Below are 20,869 nucleotides of genomic sequence, written 5' to 3' on the forward strand. Positions count from 1 at the left end.
CTCCTGTTTTCTCTGCATCTTTGTGCAGACGGAAACGGGATGAAGGAAAATGGATAATTCTCAGGAAGAGCCGATGCAATTTATCGATCTTGAATCCCAGCAAAAGAGCATTCGCCCCCGATTGGAGGCGCGCATCCGGCGAGTGCTGGACCACGGCCGGTACATCATGGGGCCGGAAGTGGCCGAACTCGAAGCGCGCTTGGCCGAATATGCAGGCGTAAAGCACTGTGTTGCCGTGTCCAGTGGTACCGATTCACTGCTCATTGCCATGATGGCGTTGGGCATCGGTCCGGGCGATGAAGTGATCACGACTCCATTTACCTTCATTGCGACCGGTGAGGTAATTGCCTTGCTGGGTGCCACGCCTGTCTTCGTCGACATAGACTCCCGCACCTATAACATCGATCCGGAGAAAATAGAGACGAGGATCACCTCGAAGACCCGGGCCATTATGCCTGTCAGTCTCTATGGCCAGTGCGCCGATTTTGACACCATCAATGCTATCGCTGCCCGATACGGACTCCCGGTGATAGAGGACGGTGCACAATCCTTCGGAGCCACTTACAAGGGACGTAAGTCCTGTGGGCTGTCCACCGTCGGTTCAACGAGCTTTTTTCCGAGCAAGCCGTTAGGGGGCTATGGAGATAGCGGGGCGCTGTTCACCGACGAAGATGAACTCGCAAAGGCGATGCGGGAGATCCGGGTGCATGGGCAGGATCGGCGCTATCACCATCCGATGATCGGCATCAACGGGCGCATGGATACGATCCAGGCCGCGATCCTGCTGGAAAAACTCGAAATCTTCCCGCAAGAAGTGGTGAACCGGGCACGAATCGGGGCGGAATACGGGCGGCAACTGGCAGCTGTACGTGGCGTAACTGCGCCTTACCTCGAGCCGCACAACAGCAGTGTGTATGCACAATACACGATACAGGTGGAGGATCGTGATGGCATTGCCGAGCAGCTGAAGCTGGCTGGTGTCCCAACAGCGGTGCACTATCCCCTCGCTCTCTACCGACAGCCGGCATTCTCCCGCTTGGGCCTCGATCCCGCAGCTTTTCCTGAAACCGAGTATGCGGCAAGCCGTGTACTGAGCCTGCCCATGCACCCGAACCTGGCCGACGATGAACAAAATGCAGTTGTTCAGGCGCTGTATGCCGCCGTTTCGGCTTCGGCTGCCTAGGGTCAACGCGGAAATGTCTGCCAAAGCGATCGTCAGAAGTCTGCTCCCGAAAAACCGCTTTGCCCGCAGCGTTTCCATTCTTGCGGGAGGAACGGCAGTAGGCCAGGGGATTGTGATCCTCGCCTCTCCTCTGTTAACCCGTCTTTATGGTCCCGAAGACTTTGGACTTCTCGCGGTCTACACCGCGCTGCTGGGAATCACGACGGTAGTCTCAAGCTTACGGTATCAACTCGCCATCCCCCTCCCCGAAAGTGATGAAGAGGCTGCTCACGTCGTCGCTCTCAGTCTGTTGGTCGTATTAGGTATGGCGCTGCTTACTGCACTGGCCACTTTTCTTTTTCGCCACACCATCGCCGAGGCGCTGAATGCACCTGCACTGGCGGATTTTCTGTGGCTGCTGCCTGTCGGTGTATTGCTGACAGGTATCTACCAGGTCTTCAATTACTGGGCCATAAGAACCGGGGCCTTCTCGGCAGTGGCACGTACCAAATTGATGCAAGGGTTCAGTATGGTGGGTGTGCAACTGGCCGGGTTTACGCTTGGTCCGTTGGCACTGTTGCTGGGACAGGTGACTGGACATGCTGCAGGTGTCACGGGTCTCGGTACGTTGGCGGTTCGTCAGCGCTGGAATGTTTTCAAAAGAGTACGCCTGCCAGGCATCGGTCAAGCCGCGCGGCGTTACAAGCATTTTCCTCTATTTTCCACCTGGGGCAGTGTGTTCAACGCGGTCGGTCAGCAGCTCCCCTTTCTGCTCCTCGCGGCGCTCTTCAGTAGCGGAGCGGCAGGAGTTTACCTGCTGGCACAGCGTGTCCTTACAGCCCCTATGGGATTGATCGGCAAAGGTATTGCCGACGTTTTTTTTTCGAGCGCTGCAGAAGCGCGAAGAAATGGCGTGTTGGGTGATCTGGTGGCGGACATACACGAGAAACTCGCGCACATCGCGATGCCTCCCACCTTGATCCTGGCACTCGCCGGCCCCGAGATTTTCGCCATAGCGTTTGGACAGGAGTGGCGGCAGGCAGGTCTGTTTGCACAGTGGATGGCGCCCTGGGGATACCTGGTCCTTGTTACCTCTCCGCTCAGCACCCTGTTTTCCGTGCTGGAAAAACAGTTTCACGAAATGCTGTTCCAGGGACTCTTGCTCGGCACGAGGCTGGTTGCACTGCTGTTCGGTGCATACCTGGGTGATGTATTGATTGCGGTTGCCCTGTTCTCTTTGAGCAGCGCGGCCTGCTATCTCGTTTTTCTCATCTGGTTAATGCGTGCATCCGGAAATGACTGGACAGCCAGTTGGGCGGGGACCGCCCGTGCCCTGGTTTGGTCAGCGTTCTCCGTTTCGCCCCTGTTGGTACTTTACACTTCGACCGACGATAGTTTCCTGTGGTCTGCTGCTTTTGGGCTCACGGGTTTGATGGTGGCGAGTAGATATCTCTTTTTGATGAAAAGGGCTTGGCAATAGATGGTCGTTATCAGGAGCCCGGATCCGGCTGTGACGATTCTTGAACGACTATACTTTTTTGGCAGTGCCGGGACAGCCAAGGGCCGCATTTGTCCGGGGCGGGTCAGGATCATCAATCCTTACGGCGCGGGTAGCTCAGATGCTTTTTCCTGCCGCCGCTTTTTTTTTGGGTGTTCCTCGGACGCTCGTGAACAACGGAATAGCTTGCTTATGGATGAGTATACAAGCGCGTTCGTTCTGAAATTCGCCGCGAGGGTGTTGGTACTACCTACAAGAGTGCTGCAGGCCATAGGACCTGAGGTGTCAGAGGTAACAAGGCTAGCCGATGTCATCGCCAGTAACGAATGTTGATGGCCGTTATGGCGATGAGGGTGCTCTCTGGCCTTCCATGAGTCATATGCGGAAACGAATCCTCGATCCTTGGCATATGGCCGAGCTCGTATCGGTGGGCGGGTTGATTGTTCTCTTTCCCGGTTTTCTGTTTGTTCACTTTTCTGTGGCGGCGTTTGACGTCACTCTGCCCTCCATTCTGGACGGTTTGTTCGGATTCTCATCTGCATTGTTGATGGTGACCTTTGCTGCCCTGTTTCCCCTGATTCTGCGGGGATATGCCAACGTCGTCAGCACCTATGTGCTGGCCGTTTTCGGGTTTATCGTCTTTACCCTCATCTGGGCTTTTACACATACCACTGTTTTGGACGGTGCTTATGTAAAAGTGGCATTCATTCAGTCGGTTGAGACTGCAGTTCTGTGGTTGGCGCTGTTTTTTGTCGGGATGTTTTTGCCCGGACATTCGTCAACGCTATACCGTACCCTCGCGGGTTCATTTCTACTCATCTTCGGTTTCCTGCTGCTCCATGTCTTCCAGATGGGTGAACTGACGTTCAATGTCAGTCGCATGTATGACGCAGATAATGTGGCGAGCTATCAGGGGTTTGCGCGAAGCGCACTTGTGATTCTGATTATTCTCCTGTCGGTCGCCAGCACAATCAAACAGCGTATTGTAATACTGATGGGGGGGCTTTTTATCCTGTTCCTCCTCGGCGCTCGCTCGGAGTTTTATGCATTTGTGGCTACCACCTTGCTGATGGTCTCCATACTGACGCTAAAAGATAGCCGTTATGCGGTGGTCATGATTGCGACGATTATTGGCACTTCGGTTGTGGTTGCTGTCGGGTACGAATCCTTGGTCCAGAGCCGGCAGTTGGAAATTCTGAATTTGCCTTCCTCCAGCTCGTGGCAAAGTAGGCAGTGGCTAAACGAGATCGCAATCCGACAGCTGTTGGACACACCGGTGTTCGGCTATTTTGGAGGACATGTGGCTGAGGGTGGTGGAACTGGTAACTATGCCCACAATATGCTTTCGGGCTGGGTCAATTACGGCATGCTTGGGTTCTTCTGGTACTTGTTGCTATCCCTGTCACCTTTGCTGATTTCTATCAAGCGCCTGCTCGCTATGAAAACGCAAGACCCTGCGTGGATGTTGGCATTCACAATAAATTTCTCCTCACTGTTACTCGTAAGTGCCGCCAAACCCATATTTTGGCCGATCGCGGCACTCGGGTGGGGTTTCTTCGCGAGAGCAATCCTGCTCTCGTCGGGGAGAGTCCACGCCAAGGGTGTGTGGTTGACCAGTTCGCGATAAATCTTGCTTTTCTTGCACCGGTCCGCTTCTCAGAGGCGGCGCTAAACGACGTGAGACGCACATATGCAACTTCAATTCAAGGTTTGTCACCTTACATCGGTCCACGCCCGTAATGACACACGCATATTCATAAAGGAAGCGCAGTCCCTTGCCAAAGCGGGCTATTGTGTGGAACTGGTGGTGGCCGATGGAAAGGGGGATGCAAAAAAAAACGGAGTTTCTATCTACGACGTTGGGTTGCCGAAGGGGCGCAAAGACCGGTTTACCCGCACGACGCAAAAAGTTCTGGAAAAAGCTAAGCGACTAAACGGTGATGTCTATCACCTGCATGATCCTGAGTTGCTCCCGGCCGGACTAAAGTTAAAGCGAATGGGAAAAAAGGTGATTTTTGATTCACATGAAGATGTGCCCTTGCAAATCCGGGGGAAGTCTTATCTGAGCAAGCCCTCCAGATGGCTTTGTTCGAACGCGTTCAGGAGGTACGAAGCCTGGGTTTGCCGGCAATTAGATGCCGTCGTTGCGGCGACGCCATTTATTCGGGAAAAGTTTCTTGCGATAAATTCAAACTCGGTAGATGTTAACAACTTTCCGATACTCGGAGAGCTGGCTGAAGAAGATGTGGATTGGTCACTGAAGCAACATCAGATATGTTATGTCGGCGATATCACGGCTAGTCGTGGCATAAAGGAAATGGTGCGTGCGGTCGGGCATGTGAAAAGTGGAGCTCGTTTGCAGTTGGGTGGGCGGTTTTCCGATACGAAAACCGAACGTGAAGTGAAATCTTACGCAGGTTGGGAAGGTGTCGACCAATTAGGGTGGCTAAGCCGGGAACAAGTTCGTCAGGTTCTGGCACGTTCCATGGCGGGCGTGGTGACACTCCATCCGACGATCAACTATATGGATGCGCTACCGGTAAAGATGTTCGAATATATGAGTGCGGGTCTACCGGTAATCGCGTCTAGATTTCCCTTGTGGAGGGAAATAATCGAGCAAGGTCAGTGTGGCGTCTGTGTTGATCCTTTGTATCCGGAGGACATTGCTGCTGCTGTAGATCGCTTTATAACGAATCCTAAGCAGGCTAGACAAATGGGTGAGAATGGAAAACGCGCTGTGCGGGAACGCTTTAACTGGCAAAACGAAGCAAAAAAACTATTGGACCTCTATGGAAATCTATTTCGCACTGAATGCTAGATAATGAGCGGAGTCGGATTCAGTTTGAATCGAACCAATTGACCAGCAGTGTAGGCCTGCCTCGCAGGCCCGACCGTAAAGTGGGGACAGCGGAATTATCGATCTCGATGATTATATCAACGCTGCTGAAAGGCAGGTAATACAGCGCCAGGCCGGCGAAAAAGCTTTCGCTCCAGCGCCTCGGGCGAAAAATACTGGAGTTCCACCGTAATGGCGGTAGAGGGAGGTATCAAGCGGCAGCGGCGAAGCGACGAGCGGACAGATATGAAAGCCGCCCACACACAATCGATATGTTGCTCACAAGCCGACGAATCGAACATCGTTAGGCAGCGGGAATTTCAATGCACGGGAAAAACGGGTATAGCAGATAAGAATCCTGCATGTCGAAGTGCTTGTGGCATGTTATTCGTTGGAGCAAGCATCTGATGCGTATCATATATCTTCATCAGTATTTTAATACACCAGAAATGGTTGGCGGCACAAGATCTTACGAGATTGGGAGGCGCCTTGTAGCTGCGGGGCATGATGTACATATGGTGACTTCATGGCGCACACCTGATAAGCGGTCGGGTTGGTTTGAAAGCATCGAAGGCGGGATGCGTGTGCATTGGCTTCCGGTAGAATATTCAAATCTCATGGATTTTAAAGCCCGAATTAAAGCTTTTATCCGATTTGCGACCTACTCGGCAGGTCGAGCTGCCGCTCTCAAGGGTGATGTTGTATATGCCACAAGTACACCGCTAACGATTGCTATCCCGGGTGCGTATGCTTCTTGGCGTACCAATACCCCAATGATTTTTGAGCTTCGCGATCTCTGGCCGGATGTGCCTATCGCAATGGGTGTGTTAAAAAATACCGGAGTTCGTTGGGCGAGTCGGCGATTGGAGGGCTTCGCCTATTCTCGCGCAAAACATATAATTGCTTTAACTCCAACGATGAGGGATTTCGTTTCTGGAAAAGGAGTTCCGTTGGAAAAAATATCGGTAATTTCAAATGCGGCGGATTTGGAGCGCTTTGCTTCGGTTCGTGCTGTTACCTGTACAGATGAAAGTAAACCGGAAAGGTTCAACCGAGACAGGGTGCTTGTTTACTGTGGAGGGCTTGGGCCGGCACATGGGCCAACATTTCTTGTTCATTTGGCAGTAGAATTTTTGAGAATTGGAGCGCCCATTGTGTTGCTTGTGGCCGGCGATGGTTCACTTCGCCTGGAGCTCGAGAGATTTGCAGAAAAAACCGGGTGCTTGAATAAAACCATTCGGTTCTTAGGTTCTATCCCGCAGCAAGAAGTTCCGCGACTGTACGCGGATGCAGATGCATCGATAATGACTATGCAGGACTGTGAGCTTCTTTATCGACATTCGGTACAAAACAAATTTTTTGACTCACTGGCAGCAGGTAAACCAGTATTTGCGAACTATGTAGGTTGGGCATCTCAGCTTGCCGAACAGCATGAAGCAGGAGTTATCTTGCGAAACGACGACACGCGTTCCGCAGCGCAGCTGATTGTGGAAAAAGTAAAAGATGACGCCTGGCTGGAGCGAGCGGGAGGGCACGCGCGCGCATTGGCAGAGAGTCAATTTTCCTGGGACGATTTGGCGGCGAGAGTGGAACGAGTTTTACTCGGCGCGACTGATTGATTGAAGATACGCGACCAGTCTATTAGCCAATCATCGTGCCGAACGCATTGCACCGACAATTTCTGTCGCCGGCTGACCTTGGCTGCGATGTTTTATTTGCTGAATGTTACGGGATAGTGTCCATTGTTATACTGTGACATGAACTCGTACACTCATGTTCGTGCCATTTTCTGGTAAGTTGTGTTTGTGGGCCGGGTTTTTTAACAGCCTGCTAGTATCCACCGCCTAAGAATGGCAGCATCCGGGTGCCAGCCGACCGGATGCTGCTAGATACACCTCAGAGCTTCAGTTGACCATCAGTCCTGTTGGGGGATTGGGTGCTGCGGCACAATCATTCCAATCCAGTGGGAGATCGGTTACGGGGATCAGGTTGTCGACTCTTCGGCAATTAAACCAAATATTTTCTCCTTGTTCGAGCCAGAGTCGCGTGCTGCTATTAGTAGCTTCATTATTTTGAAAGTGAAAGTGACGGAGCCCGGCGCCGGTGACAGGTGTGCCATTATGTGTCGGAGGGCCGATGCGCATTAGATAACCGGAAACGTTCCGTAATACGTTATTTCGTATTTCTCCCCATCCATCTCTAAACCCTGCGAAATACATTACGTCTTCAACCAGATTGTCTACGATTCTTATACGCCCATTTGCGCCTGCGTGTGCATCAAGTTCGACATCAACAGCTGCTTCGTCCGCATACTGAACGTGGTTATTAATGAAATCATAGCCGGTATTTGTGGCAGTATAGCCGTTTCCACCTGAGGCTACGTTATGCCGATTATTGGAAAATTCATTGTTTCGTGCGATGGCATAGCCGGCATTAGTGACCATTATTCCGTATCCGTAGCCTGGCGTTGGGTTGTTATGAATAAAGTTGTTTTCGTACGTGGTAGAGCCGCCGCCTGTCACAGTGGAAGCATATTGAAAGCCGTGTATGTCACAATTATCAATAAAAAGGTTTCTGCGCCCGCCGTTGTAGATACCGTAGTTGCTGTCCCCTGGTCCAGCTATCCCGAGTCCTGTGATTCGCACATTATCGCCGGTTGGCCATAAAAAGTACTGGTTGGTACTGGACGTGTTTTTTAAAACTGACTTGTCAGGTCCATCCCCTTTAAGTGTTACTCCGTGTGGTATGCGCAACGTCTCGGCGACCGAGTATGTTCCCGCGGGGATGTGCACGATACCGGCACCACCTAATGAATCGATGGCAGATTGTATGGCCGCACCAGTACTTCCTGAAACGGTTACATTGGGTAGGACTATGACAGCTATATCGGTCGTTACCGAATCTGTGATTCCGTGATAATCAGTTACAGTAAGCCTGACGGTGTAGGTGCCAGATTCATTGTAAGTATGTGTTACCGTATTCGAGTACTCTCCACTTATTTTTGGTGTCCCATCTCCAAAGGCCCAGGTATAATGTTTTATACCGAATCTGTCACCATCGCTGTCAGGTTCACCCAATGGATTCTTGCCCGTTGAATACGTCCCATCAAGCGCCAGTTTGAAGCCGACATGTTGCTGCGCCCCCACCTCTATCACTGCTTCTGCTGCGATGGCAGACCCTGCTCCAATCATTGAAAAAATGATTCCAACGATTGCAAATATTACCGAATTAGCGACTTTCACTTGGCGCCCCCCGCTAGTTAAGAAAAATCCGAGTTATCTCGACAAAGTAGCTGGGCGACATTTCAAATTAACGTGGCCTATTGTGCTGTGAGCTAGACTGCAAGTTCACTCGGAGTTTTTCCAAGAATAGCGGACGTTGTGATAGCGTCGACATTCTGCTGAAACCCAGTTCGAAATGCATTGCCTGAGCAGTTAAACGAGGTATCGTAGATTGGAGGGAAAATGGACCGTCGAAGCACCCCGAGCGATATCCGCACCCGTGGACATATTTGGTGGCAGAGCGCATATCCTGATTAACGGGCGGAATCGAGTTTCAAGTCCACCATTTAGCGCTTCGGCGAAAGCTTCGCAGGGTGACTGATAGTCGAGGCACTATGCCGACGCGCAATGAAACTTAGCGATTCTTACAGCTGCGCCTTTTAAATACCACAATTTCGCCTACCTTATTATTAGACACAGGTAACTTGATGGTGGGCAGAGCGTGTGAAGCGTGCGAACATTCCGAGAATAGGGAGGATCGCGAGGAAACCCTGGTATAGCTTCTGGAGGTGGGTTGAGTCCCGCCTCTACACCGGCAAAGAGTACACGCTGCAAGTGCCTTTTGGACGTCGGGTGTTTACACCCTGGTTCAACGACCAGGGCGACGATGAATTTGCGACACTCTTGAAGTCGACGCGCCAGAGTGGTGCGCTGATGGCATCCCCTGATCGCACGTACGTGTTGCATCAGTTGATACGCCGCGCATCTCGCCTAGTCGGGGATGTGGCCGAATGCGGGGTCTATCAGGGCGGCTCTGCGCATGTGATCGCGTCGACATTGGCAAGAAACGCCTCGCCGGCGCGCCTCGATCTCTTCGATACATTCGAGGGGGTCCCCTCCATCGCGGTTGCCGCGCGCGATTATCATGCGCCTGGCAGTTTCTCGAATACCTCCCTGGAGAGGGTCAAGGAGCGGTTGAGTGAACATCTGCCGCGATGCCGGTTTTACGCCGGGCTGATTCCGAATACCTTTGCCCAGGTTCGGGAAGATGCGCAGTATTCACTGGCGAACATCGATGTGGACCTCTATCCCACGAATCGGGCTTGCTGCGAGTGGTTCTGGCCGCGAATGGTTCCGGGCGGAGTCATGCTGTTCAATGATTACGGATTCTATCCCTATCGTCATTCGACTCGCCGTGCAGTGGATGAATTTTTTGCCGAAATCGATGAACAGCCGCTGGTGCTGCCGACCGGGCAAGCACTGGTCATAAAGACCACTGCCGCTAACGTGGCTATTCCTCCTCTTGCCGCGCAGGGTGATTCCATTATCGCGGCCGATTCCCTGTTTGAGTCGGCCGATAGCTTGTGAACTGCCTCTTACGATGGCTGCTAATCCAGACGTATCGATTTACTTGTGAAGAACTGACAAAAAAGGCTGCCGGTTATTTTTTATAGCGGCGGATGATTCGGGCACTTGGACTCATAATATAGTGCCGCTCGGGGGCCGAACGGTTTGCGACACTGCCGGCACTCACGATTGAATCCTGCCCTATTGCAACGTTCGGCAACACGCATCCACCAATGCCGACCAGGCAGCGTTCACCCAGGCTGACGCCCCCGGCCAATACGGCATTTCCGCTGACATGGCAATAGTCTTCAACGACCGATCCATGTCCCACCACGGCCCCGTTATTGATGATGCAGTGAGCACCTACCTTCGCACCGTTTTCGATAATGGCGCGAGGCATGACGACCGTCCCTTCACCCAACGATACATTCGTGCCGACATGGGCGGTCGGGTGGACGAGAATCGGGAATTCCCTGTCCGCCAAAGACCGGGCGATTCGGGCCCGGGTAAGGTTATCCCCGATTCCGAGGAATATCGCAATCGTTTCCAGGCCATCCATGTAAACCTGCTGGTGTCCACCGATGACCACGCTCCCGAAAAGTCGCTTGCCCTGCAGTTCTAACGAATCATCGATCACGCCCGAAATATGGAAATCTCCAATGTCCCTGATGACGTCGGATACGGCAGCCGCGTGCCCGCCGGCTCCGAACATGAGAATTTCGGTAACTGCCTTGATGTCGGTCATGGCCTTTCCCCGGGCATCACTGTCGGCTGCCTCAATGTGCATGACGGTTCCTCGCCTAGCTGCCGGTCGCTTCATTACTCGCCCCAAGAGAGCGACGGTGTAGTCGAGAACGTCGCTCTTCATCGAGATCGGGCAGTCCAGCCATGGTCGGGTCGGCCAGCGAATCCTCCTTGGTGATCACCTTGAACGCGGTGCGCCAGAGGATCTTCAAATCCAGCATCATCGACCAGTTCTCCACATACCATACGTCCAGTTGAAGCCGTTGATCCCAACCGAGTAAATGCCGGCCATTGATCTGAGCCAGCCCGGTAATGCCCGGACGGACATCGTGACGCTTGTTTTCCGACGGGGTGTAGTAGGGGAGATACCGGATCAACAGAGGTCGGGGGCCAACGAGACTCATGTCGCCTTTTAGGACGTTATAGAGTTCCGGTAGCTCGTCCAGGCTTGTGATCCTCAGAAAGGCACCGATTCCGGTGAGACGTTCCGAGTCGGAGAGCACATCGCCGTTTTGACCGCGAGCGTCCGTCATCGTGCGAAATTTGTAGAGCGTAAAAGGTTGGCCGTGGAGTCCCGGGCGGATGTGCGAAAACAGGATCGGCCGTCCGATCGAGACGAGTATGGCCAGCGAAATGAGAGCCAGCAGGGGCAGGAGCAGTAAGGAAAAGATAGACGCGACTAGAACATCGAAGATTCGCTTCCGTGCGAGCATCCCGGCTCTCCATTATGGTGGTCTCAACAACAGGAACAGAATAGACCCGCATCAACCGTAAGGCAAAGGGCTGGTCGATGGGCAGGCCGGTCTTGGTGGGCCATGCGGAAAGTAGTGTAACTCTAAGCCGTTCCATAAAGCTCATAGGCAAGGCGCACGAGCGCAGGACTAGCGGGCCTGATTGATGTGCAGGGATGCACGAATGCCGCGAGCGCATGGATGCGCAGGAGCGGCCAAGCGAGTACAACGCCGGCTATGAGAGTTACATTATTTCCCGCATGGGCCACCAGTTCGAGTTCCCGGACGCAGTGAAGGTGTGAAACCCATTTGACGGGTTTGGCTGCTTCACTATGCTCGGGAAGAGGGAACCGCGTAGTTAACTCAAGGAGCGAGTTAGATGCTGAATACCCCTTTCGCTGATTGGCCCAGCTTCACCCTGGAGGAGGCTGAGGCCATCAAGGAAGTGTTGCTTTCCAATAAAGTCAATTACTGGACGGGACAGGAGTGCAGGCGATTCGAGCAGGAGTTTGCTGCATGGTCGGAGAGTCGATATGCCGTCGCACTGGCCAACGGAACCATGGCGCTGGAGGTGGCACTACAAGCCGTCGGTATCGGTGCTGGAGACGAAGTGGTGGTCTCGCCGCGCAGCTTTATCGCATCTGCCAGCACAATCGTCAGAAGCGGCGGCACGCCCGTTTTCGCCGACGTCAACCGAAACTCCCAGAACATAACGGCTGAGAGCATTGAAAAGGCCATTACCTCCCGGACCCGGGGGATTATCTGTGTCCACCTGGCAGGCTGGCCGTGCGATATGGAATCGATCATGGCGTTGGCGGACCGGTATGGACTCTACGTGATTGAGGATTGTGCACAGGCCCATGGCGCCCGCTACAAGGGCAGGTCGGTAGGCAGTTGGGGTCATGCCGCGGCGTGGTCGTTTTGCCAGGACAAGATTATGACCACCGCAGGTGAGGGTGGAATGCTGACCACCCAGAGCGAGGAAACCTGGTCCAGGGCCTGGTCTTATAAAGACCACGGGAAAAGCTTCGATGCGGTGTACAACAAGGAACATCCACCGGGGTTTCGCTGGTTGCATGATTCGTTCGGGACAAACGGCCGCATGACCGAAATACAATCCGCGGTTGGCCGCATACAGCTGACCAGAATGGAACAGTGGCATCAGGCACGCCACCGCAATGCGCGGACTATTCTCGAAGCAGCGGGGGAGTGTCCGGCCCTGCGTGTTCCGGACACTCCGGACGGGATAGAGCATGGCTGGTACAAGTGCTATGTCTTTGTCGAACCCGAACGGCTGGCTTATGGATGGAATCGGGATCGCATAATGAACGAGATGAATCGCCTCGGTGTTCCTTGCGGTTCGGGGTCGTGTTCCGAGATCTATCGGGAAAAAGCTTTTGAAAAAATCGGCTGGAAACCTGGAAAGTCATTGCCGAATTCAAAGGAACTCGGCGAGACGAGCTTGATGTTCATGGTCCACCCCACGCTAACCGAATCACAGATTAGCCTGACCTGTGATGCACTGCAGGACGTAATGGCGCGTGCCGCAATGAAGATGCCGGCAACCCCGTACGACCGGCAGCACCATCACCCCGGCCTCTTGTAACCAGTGCGACAAGCACGCTAGACACATGTTCCAAATTGGTGCCCATGCATGTAGGAGCGACGGAAGTCGCGATAATGCCAAATCGCGGCTTCCGCCGCCGCTACGTGAATCTCGACATGTCACCAAAGGAGCGTGTTTGGACACGATTTCAGAACAGCTATTTAGCCGACCCGCCCGGGTCATCCTGTTCAAGCCAATTGGTAACTGCTCACTCCCCCGTCATCCCCTGTCACCCCCGCGCAGGCGGGGGGTAGGCGGGAATCCAGAGAGCAGCGGCATGGCCCGAAATGGATCCCCGCCTGCGCGGGGATGAGAATCTTCTATGCCGCGCATGAATCAACCGGGCGAGCAGTTACGCCAATTGTTGAGTGCTTGTGGATGGAAGGGGAAGAGATGCGAGCCCCGGGGTCAGTGGGTAACCCGGGACTCGAAAACAGCCCGGTGGCAAGCGGCTTCAGGGATGGGGCCAAACTATTGTTCACGGAGAACCCGTTATGCAGGAACAGGCGTGTGCTTTGGTGCTGGATGGCAATCATCGTAATGCACTTGCAGCGACACGGGCGCTAGGTAAACAGGGATTCCGGGTGATTGTCGGTGATCCGAAACGCCTGTGTCTGGCAGGAGTTTCGCGCTATTGTGAGGCGACTCTGCAATACCCTGCTCCGGATGAAGAACCCGAAGGTTTTATCCGCACGGTGGCTGGTGCCCTGGAAACAGAATCGGTTGATTTCGTGCTACCGATGACCGACTCGACCCTCTCCCTGGTGATGAAAGCCAAAGAACAATTCGGCAGCCGTATCCCGTTCGGCCCCGAAACCGCTTTCGACATCCTCAGCCACAAGGGAAAGGTGCTCAAATTGGCCCGCGAGGTGGGGGTTGCCGTTCCGAAGAGCCGTTTGATGGAACCCGGGGTCGACTGCTCCCGTGTGGCAGGGGCAGTCGAACAGCTCGGAGGGTATCCGGTTGTACTCAAGCCCTGCCGTTCCAGCGTCTGGGCGGAGTCCCGGTATCTGGCAGGCAAGGTGGAGGTGATCAAGGACAGGCAGGGGCTCGAGACCGCACTGGAAAACGGGCCTGCATTCCGTCACGGATCGTTTTTGGTTCAGGAAGTCATCGAGGGTTACGGTGCCGGCCTGTTTGTACTCTTTGACGGGAATGCCGGCCTGGCCTGGTTCTCCCATCGCCGACTTCGCGAGCGACCACCGGAAGGTGGAGTCAGTACACTTTCCGAAAGCGCGCCCTTCAGCTACTTGTTGCAGCAATCGGCGGAACGCATTCTGCAAAAAGTCGGATGGCACGGACCAGCGATGTTCGAGTTCAGGGTCGCGCCTGACGGTATCCCCTATTTAATGGAAATCAATCCCAGGTTTTGGGGGTCACTGCAGCTGGCTCTGGACGCCGGCATCAATTTCCCGCTTTTGTCGTTCAATCTCGGGAAGCGGGATCGTGAACGAATCCGTTTCCCGGCTGTAAACGAATACAAGGTGGGTATTCGGAGTCGATGGTTCTTGGGCGACCTGCACCGCCTGTTGATGGTCTTCGGGTCCCGTGCCGATCGGGGAGCAAAGTTCAGGGCGTTATTGGCCTTTGTCAGTACGGCCGGAGACCTCAAGGCGCGAAATGCGGTGTTTCGCTTTGAAGACATCAGACCCGGTCTCTTCGAATTCCTGCAGTTTCTCCCCGGTGCCCACTGGATACTTCCCGAGTCCCGCATACTGAAGCACTCGGAACCGCAGATGTTCAACAAGTCCAAAGCACCTCCCTGGCGGGGCGGCTGAGCTGGAAAATCAACCGTTGGACTCCACGTCATGCCAACGACGGCCATTCCGGAGAACGGTTCCTGCCGTCGCAGAGCCAAACGCGTTATCATTGGGACGGCGTGCCGCGGAAGGCGGCATGCCGAATCACTGGCAGGCCGCGGAAAAGCACCAGGAGAGAGGGAAAAGAATCTTTTCAGCAGCGTTGCCAGCGCTCTATGCATTTGAACAGTGGGTTCCGTCATGATCCTGATGATCGACAACTACGACTCCTTTACCTACAACCTCGTGCAGTATTTCGGCGAGTTGGGGGCGCAGGTGGAGGTGCACCGCAATGACCAGATCTCGATCGAGGCGATCGAGCGCCTGGCGCCCGACCACCTGGTGATCTCGCCGGGACCCTGTACACCCACGGAGGCGGGGATTTCGGTCGAGGCGATTCGGCACTTTGCCGGGAAATTGCCCATCCTTGGCGTGTGCCTGGGGCATCAGGCCATTGGTCAGGCATTCGGTGGCCGCATCGTCCGCGCCGGGGAGATCATGCACGGCAAGACATCGATGGTGTACCACAAGGATATCGGCGTTTTTGCCGGGCTGGATAACCCCTTCGAGGCAACCCGCTACCATTCGCTGGTGATCGAGCAGGCCTCAATGCCGCCGGTGCTGGAAGTTACCGCATGGACCGGCGGTTCCGGCGGCAACATGGAGGAGATCATGGGTATACGTCACGTCGAGTACAATCTCGAAGGGGTCCAGTTCCACCCCGAGTCGATCCTCACCCGCCACGGCCACGACCTGCTGGCCAATTTCCTCAAGCAGCCCGGCGGCGTGCGTTAGCCCGACGCCAAGAGCCTGTCGGACTTAGGTGCCCGTAGCGAGCAAGATGGGAGAGCGAGACCAAATTTTTACGGTTTCGAGGCGCATACGACTGCATGGATGCAGTCGTTAGAGCGACGCATGCCGCCATGGACGGCGGCATTAGAGAATGTCTGGAACCTATTCTCGAGGAGCCAAAGCCGAGTGGGTCTACGCAACGAGAAATCGGGGAAATTTGGGCCGCTCTCCCACTGGCGCATGCCTACAGGGATGTAGGCATTAGACAACGCAGGAGCATGTTGTCGAGTAGGAGCATCCTAAGCCCGACAGGCTCCTAGTACGCGATACCGAGCGGGTCCCCCTTCGCTTGTGAAGCCGGGGACGAGTATCTCCGTCCAGGCAGAAAAACATCCATGCCCTTTGTTCACCCTGAAAAAGGCCGTTACGCGCCCCGACTCGCACTGATCGTTGCGGCCGTCTCGATGGTGGCGCCGTTCTCCATCGATGCCTACCTGCCTTCATTCCCGGATATTCAGCGGGACCTCGGTATCAGTGCCGCGGCGATGCAGCAGACGCTGAGCTTCTATCTGCTCGCTTTTGCCGTGGGAACACTGGCGCACGGCCCCTTGTCCGACAAATTCGGTCGCCGCCCGGTGATTCTGTTTGGACTGGGGCTCTATGTCCTCTGTTCGGCGGCCAGTGCGCTGGTTACCGACTTTTCCACACTGTTGCTCCTACGCATCGGCCAGGGCCTGACCGCGAGCGCGGGACTGGTCGTGGGACGTGCGGTGGTGCGCGATGCCTTTGGCGGTGCCGAGGCGCAGCGGGTGATGTCGCGGGTGATGCTGATTTTCGCCCTGGCCCCGGCCGTTGCGCCGATCGTCGGCGGTATCCTCCAGGAAGTCAGCGGGTGGCGTTCCGTCTTCTGGTTCCTGACGGCAATGGGGGCAGTGGTGTGGCTGCTCGCTTGGCGCAATCTGCCAGAGACGCTTGCACCGGAAGCGCGTCGCTCCATCCATCCGGTCAAAGTGACCCGCGCCTACCGGCGAGCCTTTTTCCACCCGGGTTTCATGGCCGTGGTGCTCTGCTTCACTTTCGCATTTGCGGGAATGTTTCTCTACGTGGTCGGGGCGCCCCGACTGGTTTTCGAGCACCTGGGACTGGGCGCCGCCGACTTTGCCTATATCTTTGTGCCGATGGTGAGCGGCGTTATGCTGGGCTCCTGGCTCTCCGGGCGGCTTGCGCAGCGGCTCGGGGCGGTGCGGACCGTGAACGCCGGGTTTGTCGTCATGACTGTCGCTGCACTGCTGAATGCGGGACATCTTCAGTTATGGTCGCCGACAGTAATCGGCGTGGTAACCCCGCTGGCCCTCTATGCGACCGGCATGGCCCTGGCGCTGCCGGCCATGCTCGTTGTGGCTCTTGACTATTTCCCCCGTAACCGGGGTACGGCCGCTGCTGTTCAGGGCTTTATGCAGACCGCAGGTAATGCGTTGGTCGCCGGCCTGGGCGTGCCGTTACTGGGTGGGACCGCCCTGATCATGGCCTTCGGGCAACTGGGCTTCGTGCTGACAGGGTTGGCCATCTGGTGGGGCTGGCGACGTTTTGCCTGCACCGCCGCGCCTTGACCACTTGTCCCATCAACGCGACAATCCGATTCCACCGATGAGCGGCGAAAGCCGTGAAAAGACACTCGAAAAAGGTTAACCCCATCATGGATATGCAGGCGGCCATCCGCACAGTGACCGAACGGCGGGACCTCTCCGAGGCCGAGATGCACGAAGTGATGCGCATCGTCATGACCGGCGAGGCGACACCGGCCCAGATCGGCGGTTTTCTCGTGGGACTCCGCATGAAGGGCGAGACCATCGACGAGATCGCTGCCGCCGCAGCCGTCATGCGCGAGTTGGCAACCGGCGTAAAGGTGGGCGGTCCTCACCTGGTGGACACCTGCGGCACCGGAGGTGACGCCATCGGCACCTTCAATATCTCCACCACGGCAGCCTTTGTGGTTGCCGCAGCCGGCGGCCGGGTAGCCAAGCATGGCAACCGCTCGATCTCCGGAAAGTCGGGGAGTGCCGACGTGCTGGAGGCCGCCGGAGTCAATCTCGATCTCACCCCGGCCGAGGTCGCGCAGTGTGTCGAGGACGTGGGTGTCGGTTTCATGTTTGCGCCGCATCATCACAGTGCCATGAAGCACGCGATTGCGCCGCGTCGCGAGATGGGCGTGCGCACGATTTTCAATGTACTCGGGCCGCTCACCAATCCGGCCGGCGCGCCTCATCAGGTGATTGGCGTCTTTTCCAACCACTGGGTCGAACCCCTGGCCGAAGTGCTCGGAAAGCTCGGCAGCCGCCATGTTCTCGTGGTGCACGCCGAAGACGGCATGGACGAGATCAGCATCGGCGCACCGACCCTGGTTGCCGAGTTGAAGGATGGCGTGGTCAGCACCTATCGCATTACGCCCGAAATGTTCGGGATCAGGCAGTGCAGTATCACCGCACTCGCGGTCGAGGGACCGGAACAGTCCGTGGTGGTAATGCGCAGCGTCCTGGATGGGGTGCCGGGACCGGCACAGGACATCGTGCGGCTGAATGCCGGCGCCGCCATCTACGCGGCCGATCTGGTCGACAGCCTCCAGGCTGGCGTCGACAGGGCCACCGAAGTGATCGCCTCCGGTGCCGCCCGTGAAAAGCTCGATGCGCTGGTGACCTTTACCCGTGGTCTGAAGAGATAGCGCCTGACGCTTGCCCGTCCCGCCTCATCGCTTCGCGGCTGCGGCCGCTCCGATTCGACAGACGTATGGAACCAAGATGGCTGAAGTGCCGGATATTTTGAAAAAGATCATCGCCCGCAAGGCCGAAGAGGTCGCCGAGCGGGTCTGCCAGGTGCCGCTGCGGCTCCTGGAGGAACGAATCGAGAGCACGGCCCCGGAACGGCGCGACTTCGTCGGGGCGATCGAGGCCCGCCTCGCCGCAGGACGCCCGGCGGTCATCGCCGAGGTGAAAAAGGCCTCCCCGAGCAAAGGCGTCATTCGCGAGGATTTCCAGCCCGACGCCATCGCCGCCTCCTATGAGCGGGGCGGGGCGGCTTGTCTCTCCATCCTGACCGATATCGATTTCTTCCAGGGGGCCGACGAGTATCTGCGTCGGGCCCGGGCGGCCTGTTCGCTGCCGGTACTGCGAAAGGATTTCGTCATCGACCCCTATCAGGTCCACGAGGCCAGGAGCATCGGCGCCGACTGCATTCTGCTCATTGCCGCCGCCCTTGGTGACGATCAGATGAGTGAGCTGGCCGGCGTCGCGCGGGAACGGGGCATGGATGTGCTGGTCGAGGTACACGATGCCGAAGAGCTGGCGCGCACCCTCCCGCTGCAACTCCCGCTGCTGGGGATCAACAACCGCGACCTGCGCACCTTCGAGACCCGCCTGGAGACCACCCTGGAACTCCTCGACAGCATCCCGGACGACCGCATCGTCGTGACCGAAAGCGGCATTCACACCGGGGAGGATGTCCGGCTCATGCGTAACCACGGCGTCAACACCTTCCTGGTCGGTGAGGCCTTCATGCGCGCAGAGGATCCGGGGGAGAAATTGGCAGAGCTGTTCGAATAAGGCGAGTGGCTAGTTGCGAGTGGCTAGTGGCGAGTGGCTAGAAGCCTGTCCGAGAAAATCGTGTTTTGTAGGTTGGGGTGAGTTATACGAACCCCAACGCTGATTTTGTTGGGCTTCGTTCCTCAGCGCCAACCTACATTTTGGAGCCCATGGCTACTCGGATAGGCTCCTGGCTCCTCGCTCCTCGCTCCTCGCTCCTCGCTCCTCGCTACTAGCCACTCGCCACTCGCTACTAGCCACTGAACTACCGCGTGCCGTAGACGACGATGGTCTTGCCCTTGACCCAGACTAGCCCCTGTTCCTCGAGGGCTTTCAGTACGCGGCCCGCCATTTCGCGGGAGCAGCCGACGATTCGGCCCAGTTCCTGGCGGGTAACGCGGATCTGCATACCGTCCGGGTGTGTCATGGCATCGGGCTGCTTGGTCAGGTCCAGCAGGGTGCGGGCGATGCGGCCGGTGACATCCAGGAATGCCAGATCGCCTACCTTGCGGCTGGTGGCACGCAAGCGGGTGGCCATCTGGGCGGCAAGGGCGAAGAGGATTTCGGTATCTTCGGCGGCCAGCTGCCGATAGCGGGCGTAACTGATCTCGGCCAGTTCGCATTCGGTCCGGGCCCGAACCCAGGCGCTGCGCCCCTGTTGTTCGTCGAACAGGCCCATTTCGCCGAAAAATTCCCCTTTGTTCAGGTATGACAAGACAATTTCCCGACCCTCATCGTCTTCGATGAGAACCGAGACGGAGCCCTCCAGGATGTAATAGAGCACGTCCGGTTTGTCGCCGGCGCAGATGATGGTGCTTTTGGCCGGATAGCGACGGCGGTGACAATGTTGGAGGAAACGATCGATCGAGGGGTTGCCCGTCCCTTTTGCAGGGGTAACCTTCATGAACTTTCCTTTACTTTTTAACAGAATATTCCCATACGTATACCAGTCTGCCTATAGCCAGGCAAGCGCATGGAGTAATATGGAGTGGTTTACACAGTACAAAGACCGGAAAAAACGGGGGCAGTTCAATGAAGGCGCGTATCAAATGGGTCGAGCAGGCAACGTTCCTCGGCGAGGCGGATAGCGGCCATGCCGTTGTCATGGATGGCCCGCCAGAGCACGGTGGCCGCAATCTGGGCGTACGCCCCATGGAGATGCTGCTCCTCGGTATGGGCGGATGTACCGCATTTGACGTGGTTCACATTTTGAAGAAAAGCCGTCAGCCGGTGAGCGATTGCGTCGCCGAAATCGAAGCCGAGCGGGCGGAGGACGATCCAAAGGTCTTTACGCGCATCCACGTCCACTTCGTGGTAACCGGACAGGATCTGGATCCCAAGCGGGTCGAGCGGGCCGTGCATCTCTCTGCCGACAAGTACTGCTCCGCTTCCATCATGCTCGGCAAAGTCGCCGAAATCACCCACGGATTCGAGATTCGGGGTAACTGCTTGCCCGGTTGAACATGCGCGGCATAGGAGATTCGTCATCCCCGCAGGCGGGCACCATTGCGTCTCGAGGTGATCCGCGAAGCCAATATGACGTCATCCCCGCGCAGGC

At 56.1% G+C, this 20,869-nt stretch carries 18 protein-coding genes; 14 read left to right on the plus strand and 4 right to left on the minus strand.

Annotated features, from left to right (window positions below; all coding sequences use genetic code 11):
• The first annotated feature begins 49 nt into the window (after positions 1–49).
• From Q7L05_RS09110 to Q7L05_RS09130, 5 genes are all read left to right on the plus strand, one after another.
• Entirely contained in the window at positions 50–1,183 is a 1,134-nt protein-coding gene (locus tag Q7L05_RS09110) for a DegT/DnrJ/EryC1/StrS family aminotransferase (RefSeq protein WP_303905155.1), read from the plus strand.
• Between the two features lie 13 nt (positions 1,184–1,196).
• Positions 1,197–2,642: an oligosaccharide flippase family protein gene (locus Q7L05_RS09115; protein ID WP_303905157.1), complete on the plus strand. Its 1,446-nt coding sequence runs from the start codon at positions 1,197–1,199 to the stop codon at positions 2,640–2,642.
• 325 nt (positions 2,643–2,967) lie between these two features.
• On the plus strand, positions 2,968–4,287 hold the full coding sequence (locus tag Q7L05_RS09120) for a hypothetical protein (protein ID WP_303905160.1): 1,320 nt from the start codon (positions 2,968–2,970) through the stop codon (positions 4,285–4,287).
• A gap of 63 nt (positions 4,288–4,350) precedes the next feature.
• Positions 4,351–5,478, plus strand: a complete 1,128-nt coding sequence (locus tag Q7L05_RS09125; RefSeq protein ID WP_303905163.1) for a glycosyltransferase family 4 protein — start codon at positions 4,351–4,353, stop codon at positions 5,476–5,478.
• A gap of 425 nt (positions 5,479–5,903) precedes the next feature.
• Positions 5,904–7,115, plus strand: coding sequence for a glycosyltransferase family 4 protein (locus tag Q7L05_RS09130; protein WP_303905165.1), 1,212 nt, complete (start codon positions 5,904–5,906; stop codon positions 7,113–7,115).
• A gap of 285 nt (positions 7,116–7,400) precedes the next feature.
• Here Q7L05_RS09130 and Q7L05_RS09135 read toward each other — a convergent pair whose 3' ends face one another.
• A complete protein-coding gene (locus Q7L05_RS09135; protein ID WP_303905168.1) occupies positions 7,401–8,738 on the minus strand; it encodes a PKD domain-containing protein in 1,338 nt (445 codons plus the stop codon).
• Positions 8,739–9,332: 594 nt separating this feature from the next.
• On the opposite strand from Q7L05_RS09135, the gene Q7L05_RS09140 reads away from it, so the two are divergent.
• Positions 9,333–10,085: a TylF/MycF/NovP-related O-methyltransferase gene (locus tag Q7L05_RS09140; RefSeq protein ID WP_303905170.1), complete on the plus strand. Its 753-nt coding sequence runs from the start codon at positions 9,333–9,335 to the stop codon at positions 10,083–10,085.
• 73 nt (positions 10,086–10,158) lie between these two features.
• Here the strand turns inward: Q7L05_RS09140 and Q7L05_RS09145 are convergent, their stop codons facing one another.
• Positions 10,159–10,851, minus strand: a complete 693-nt coding sequence (locus Q7L05_RS09145) for a NeuD/PglB/VioB family sugar acetyltransferase (protein WP_303905173.1) — start codon at positions 10,849–10,851, stop codon at positions 10,159–10,161.
• 13 nt (positions 10,852–10,864) lie between these two features.
• Positions 10,865–11,521: a sugar transferase gene (locus Q7L05_RS09150; protein ID WP_303905176.1), complete on the minus strand. Its 657-nt coding sequence runs from the start codon at positions 11,519–11,521 to the stop codon at positions 10,865–10,867.
• 194 nt (positions 11,522–11,715) lie between these two features.
• On the opposite strand from Q7L05_RS09150, the gene Q7L05_RS09155 reads away from it, so the two are divergent.
• From Q7L05_RS09155 to trpC, 7 genes are all read left to right on the plus strand, one after another.
• Positions 11,716–11,841, plus strand: coding sequence for a hypothetical protein (locus tag Q7L05_RS09155; RefSeq protein ID WP_303905179.1), 126 nt, complete (start codon positions 11,716–11,718; stop codon positions 11,839–11,841).
• A gap of 77 nt (positions 11,842–11,918) precedes the next feature.
• Positions 11,919–13,145 (plus strand): DegT/DnrJ/EryC1/StrS family aminotransferase, encoded by a 1,227-nt coding sequence (locus Q7L05_RS09160; RefSeq protein WP_303905182.1) that lies wholly within the window; start codon positions 11,919–11,921, stop codon positions 13,143–13,145.
• Positions 13,146–13,639: 494 nt separating this feature from the next.
• The gene (locus tag Q7L05_RS09165; RefSeq protein ID WP_303905185.1) at positions 13,640–14,923 is read left to right on the plus strand and encodes a carboxylate--amine ligase; all 1,284 of its coding nucleotides are present in this window, start codon (positions 13,640–13,642) and stop codon (positions 14,921–14,923) included.
• 222 nt (positions 14,924–15,145) lie between these two features.
• Complete coding sequence (locus Q7L05_RS09170) at positions 15,146–15,739, plus strand: anthranilate synthase component II (RefSeq protein ID WP_303905188.1); 594 nt, start codon at positions 15,146–15,148, stop codon at positions 15,737–15,739.
• A gap of 392 nt (positions 15,740–16,131) precedes the next feature.
• Positions 16,132–17,346, plus strand: a complete 1,215-nt coding sequence (locus Q7L05_RS09175; protein WP_303905191.1) for a multidrug effflux MFS transporter — start codon at positions 16,132–16,134, stop codon at positions 17,344–17,346.
• Between the two features lie 86 nt (positions 17,347–17,432).
• Positions 17,433–18,455, plus strand: coding sequence for an anthranilate phosphoribosyltransferase (gene trpD, locus Q7L05_RS09180; protein WP_303905204.1), 1,023 nt, complete (start codon positions 17,433–17,435; stop codon positions 18,453–18,455).
• A gap of 85 nt (positions 18,456–18,540) precedes the next feature.
• A complete protein-coding gene (gene trpC / locus Q7L05_RS09185) occupies positions 18,541–19,332 on the plus strand; it encodes an indole-3-glycerol phosphate synthase TrpC (RefSeq protein WP_317623112.1) in 792 nt (263 codons plus the stop codon).
• A gap of 244 nt (positions 19,333–19,576) precedes the next feature.
• Here trpC and crp read toward each other — a convergent pair whose 3' ends face one another.
• Positions 19,577–20,215, minus strand: coding sequence for a cAMP-activated global transcriptional regulator CRP (crp, locus tag Q7L05_RS09190; RefSeq protein ID WP_303905196.1), 639 nt, complete (start codon positions 20,213–20,215; stop codon positions 19,577–19,579).
• A 128-nt stretch (positions 20,216–20,343) separates the two neighbouring features.
• On the opposite strand from crp, the gene Q7L05_RS09195 reads away from it, so the two are divergent.
• Positions 20,344–20,772, plus strand: a complete 429-nt coding sequence (locus Q7L05_RS09195; RefSeq protein ID WP_303905199.1) for an OsmC family protein — start codon at positions 20,344–20,346, stop codon at positions 20,770–20,772.
• The last annotated feature ends 97 nt before the right edge of the window (positions 20,773–20,869 follow it).

The organism is Thiohalomonas denitrificans, assembly GCF_016841685.1.
In the GTDB taxonomy this organism is placed as follows: Bacteria; Pseudomonadota; Gammaproteobacteria; order Thiohalomonadales; family Thiohalomonadaceae; genus Thiohalomonas; species Thiohalomonas denitrificans_A.

Excerpts from the sequence above, each read along its gene's own strand:
- Q7L05_RS09155 (WP_303905179.1), top strand. The coding sequence starts at position 11,716 with ATGCACGAATGCCGCGAGCGCATGGATGCGCAGGAGCGGCCAAGCGAG.
- Q7L05_RS09160 (WP_303905182.1), top strand. The coding sequence starts at position 11,919 with ATGCTGAATACCCCTTTCGCTGATTGGCCCAGCTTCACCCTGGAGGAG.
- Q7L05_RS09115 (WP_303905157.1), top strand. The coding sequence starts at position 1,197 with ATGTCTGCCAAAGCGATCGTCAGAAGTCTGCTCCCGAAAAACCGCTTT.
- Q7L05_RS09125 (WP_303905163.1), top strand. The coding sequence starts at position 4,351 with ATGCAACTTCAATTCAAGGTTTGTCACCTTACATCGGTCCACGCCCGT.
- Q7L05_RS09145 (WP_303905173.1), bottom strand. The coding sequence starts at position 10,851 with ATGCACATTGAGGCAGCCGACAGTGATGCCCGGGGAAAGGCCATGACC.
- Q7L05_RS09170 (WP_303905188.1), top strand. The coding sequence starts at position 15,146 with ATGATCCTGATGATCGACAACTACGACTCCTTTACCTACAACCTCGTG.
- Q7L05_RS09195 (WP_303905199.1), top strand. The coding sequence starts at position 20,344 with ATGAAGGCGCGTATCAAATGGGTCGAGCAGGCAACGTTCCTCGGCGAG.
- Q7L05_RS09110 (WP_303905155.1), top strand. The coding sequence starts at position 50 with ATGGATAATTCTCAGGAAGAGCCGATGCAATTTATCGATCTTGAATCC.
- Q7L05_RS09165 (WP_303905185.1), top strand. The coding sequence starts at position 13,640 with ATGCAGGAACAGGCGTGTGCTTTGGTGCTGGATGGCAATCATCGTAAT.
- Q7L05_RS09120 (WP_303905160.1), top strand. The coding sequence starts at position 2,968 with ATGTCATCGCCAGTAACGAATGTTGATGGCCGTTATGGCGATGAGGGT.
- crp (WP_303905196.1), bottom strand. The coding sequence starts at position 20,215 with ATGAAGGTTACCCCTGCAAAAGGGACGGGCAACCCCTCGATCGATCGT.
- trpD (WP_303905204.1), top strand. The coding sequence starts at position 17,433 with ATGGATATGCAGGCGGCCATCCGCACAGTGACCGAACGGCGGGACCTC.
- Q7L05_RS09130 (WP_303905165.1), top strand. The coding sequence starts at position 5,904 with ATGCGTATCATATATCTTCATCAGTATTTTAATACACCAGAAATGGTT.
- Q7L05_RS09150 (WP_303905176.1), bottom strand. The coding sequence starts at position 11,521 with ATGCTCGCACGGAAGCGAATCTTCGATGTTCTAGTCGCGTCTATCTTT.
- Q7L05_RS09175 (WP_303905191.1), top strand. The coding sequence starts at position 16,132 with ATGCCCTTTGTTCACCCTGAAAAAGGCCGTTACGCGCCCCGACTCGCA.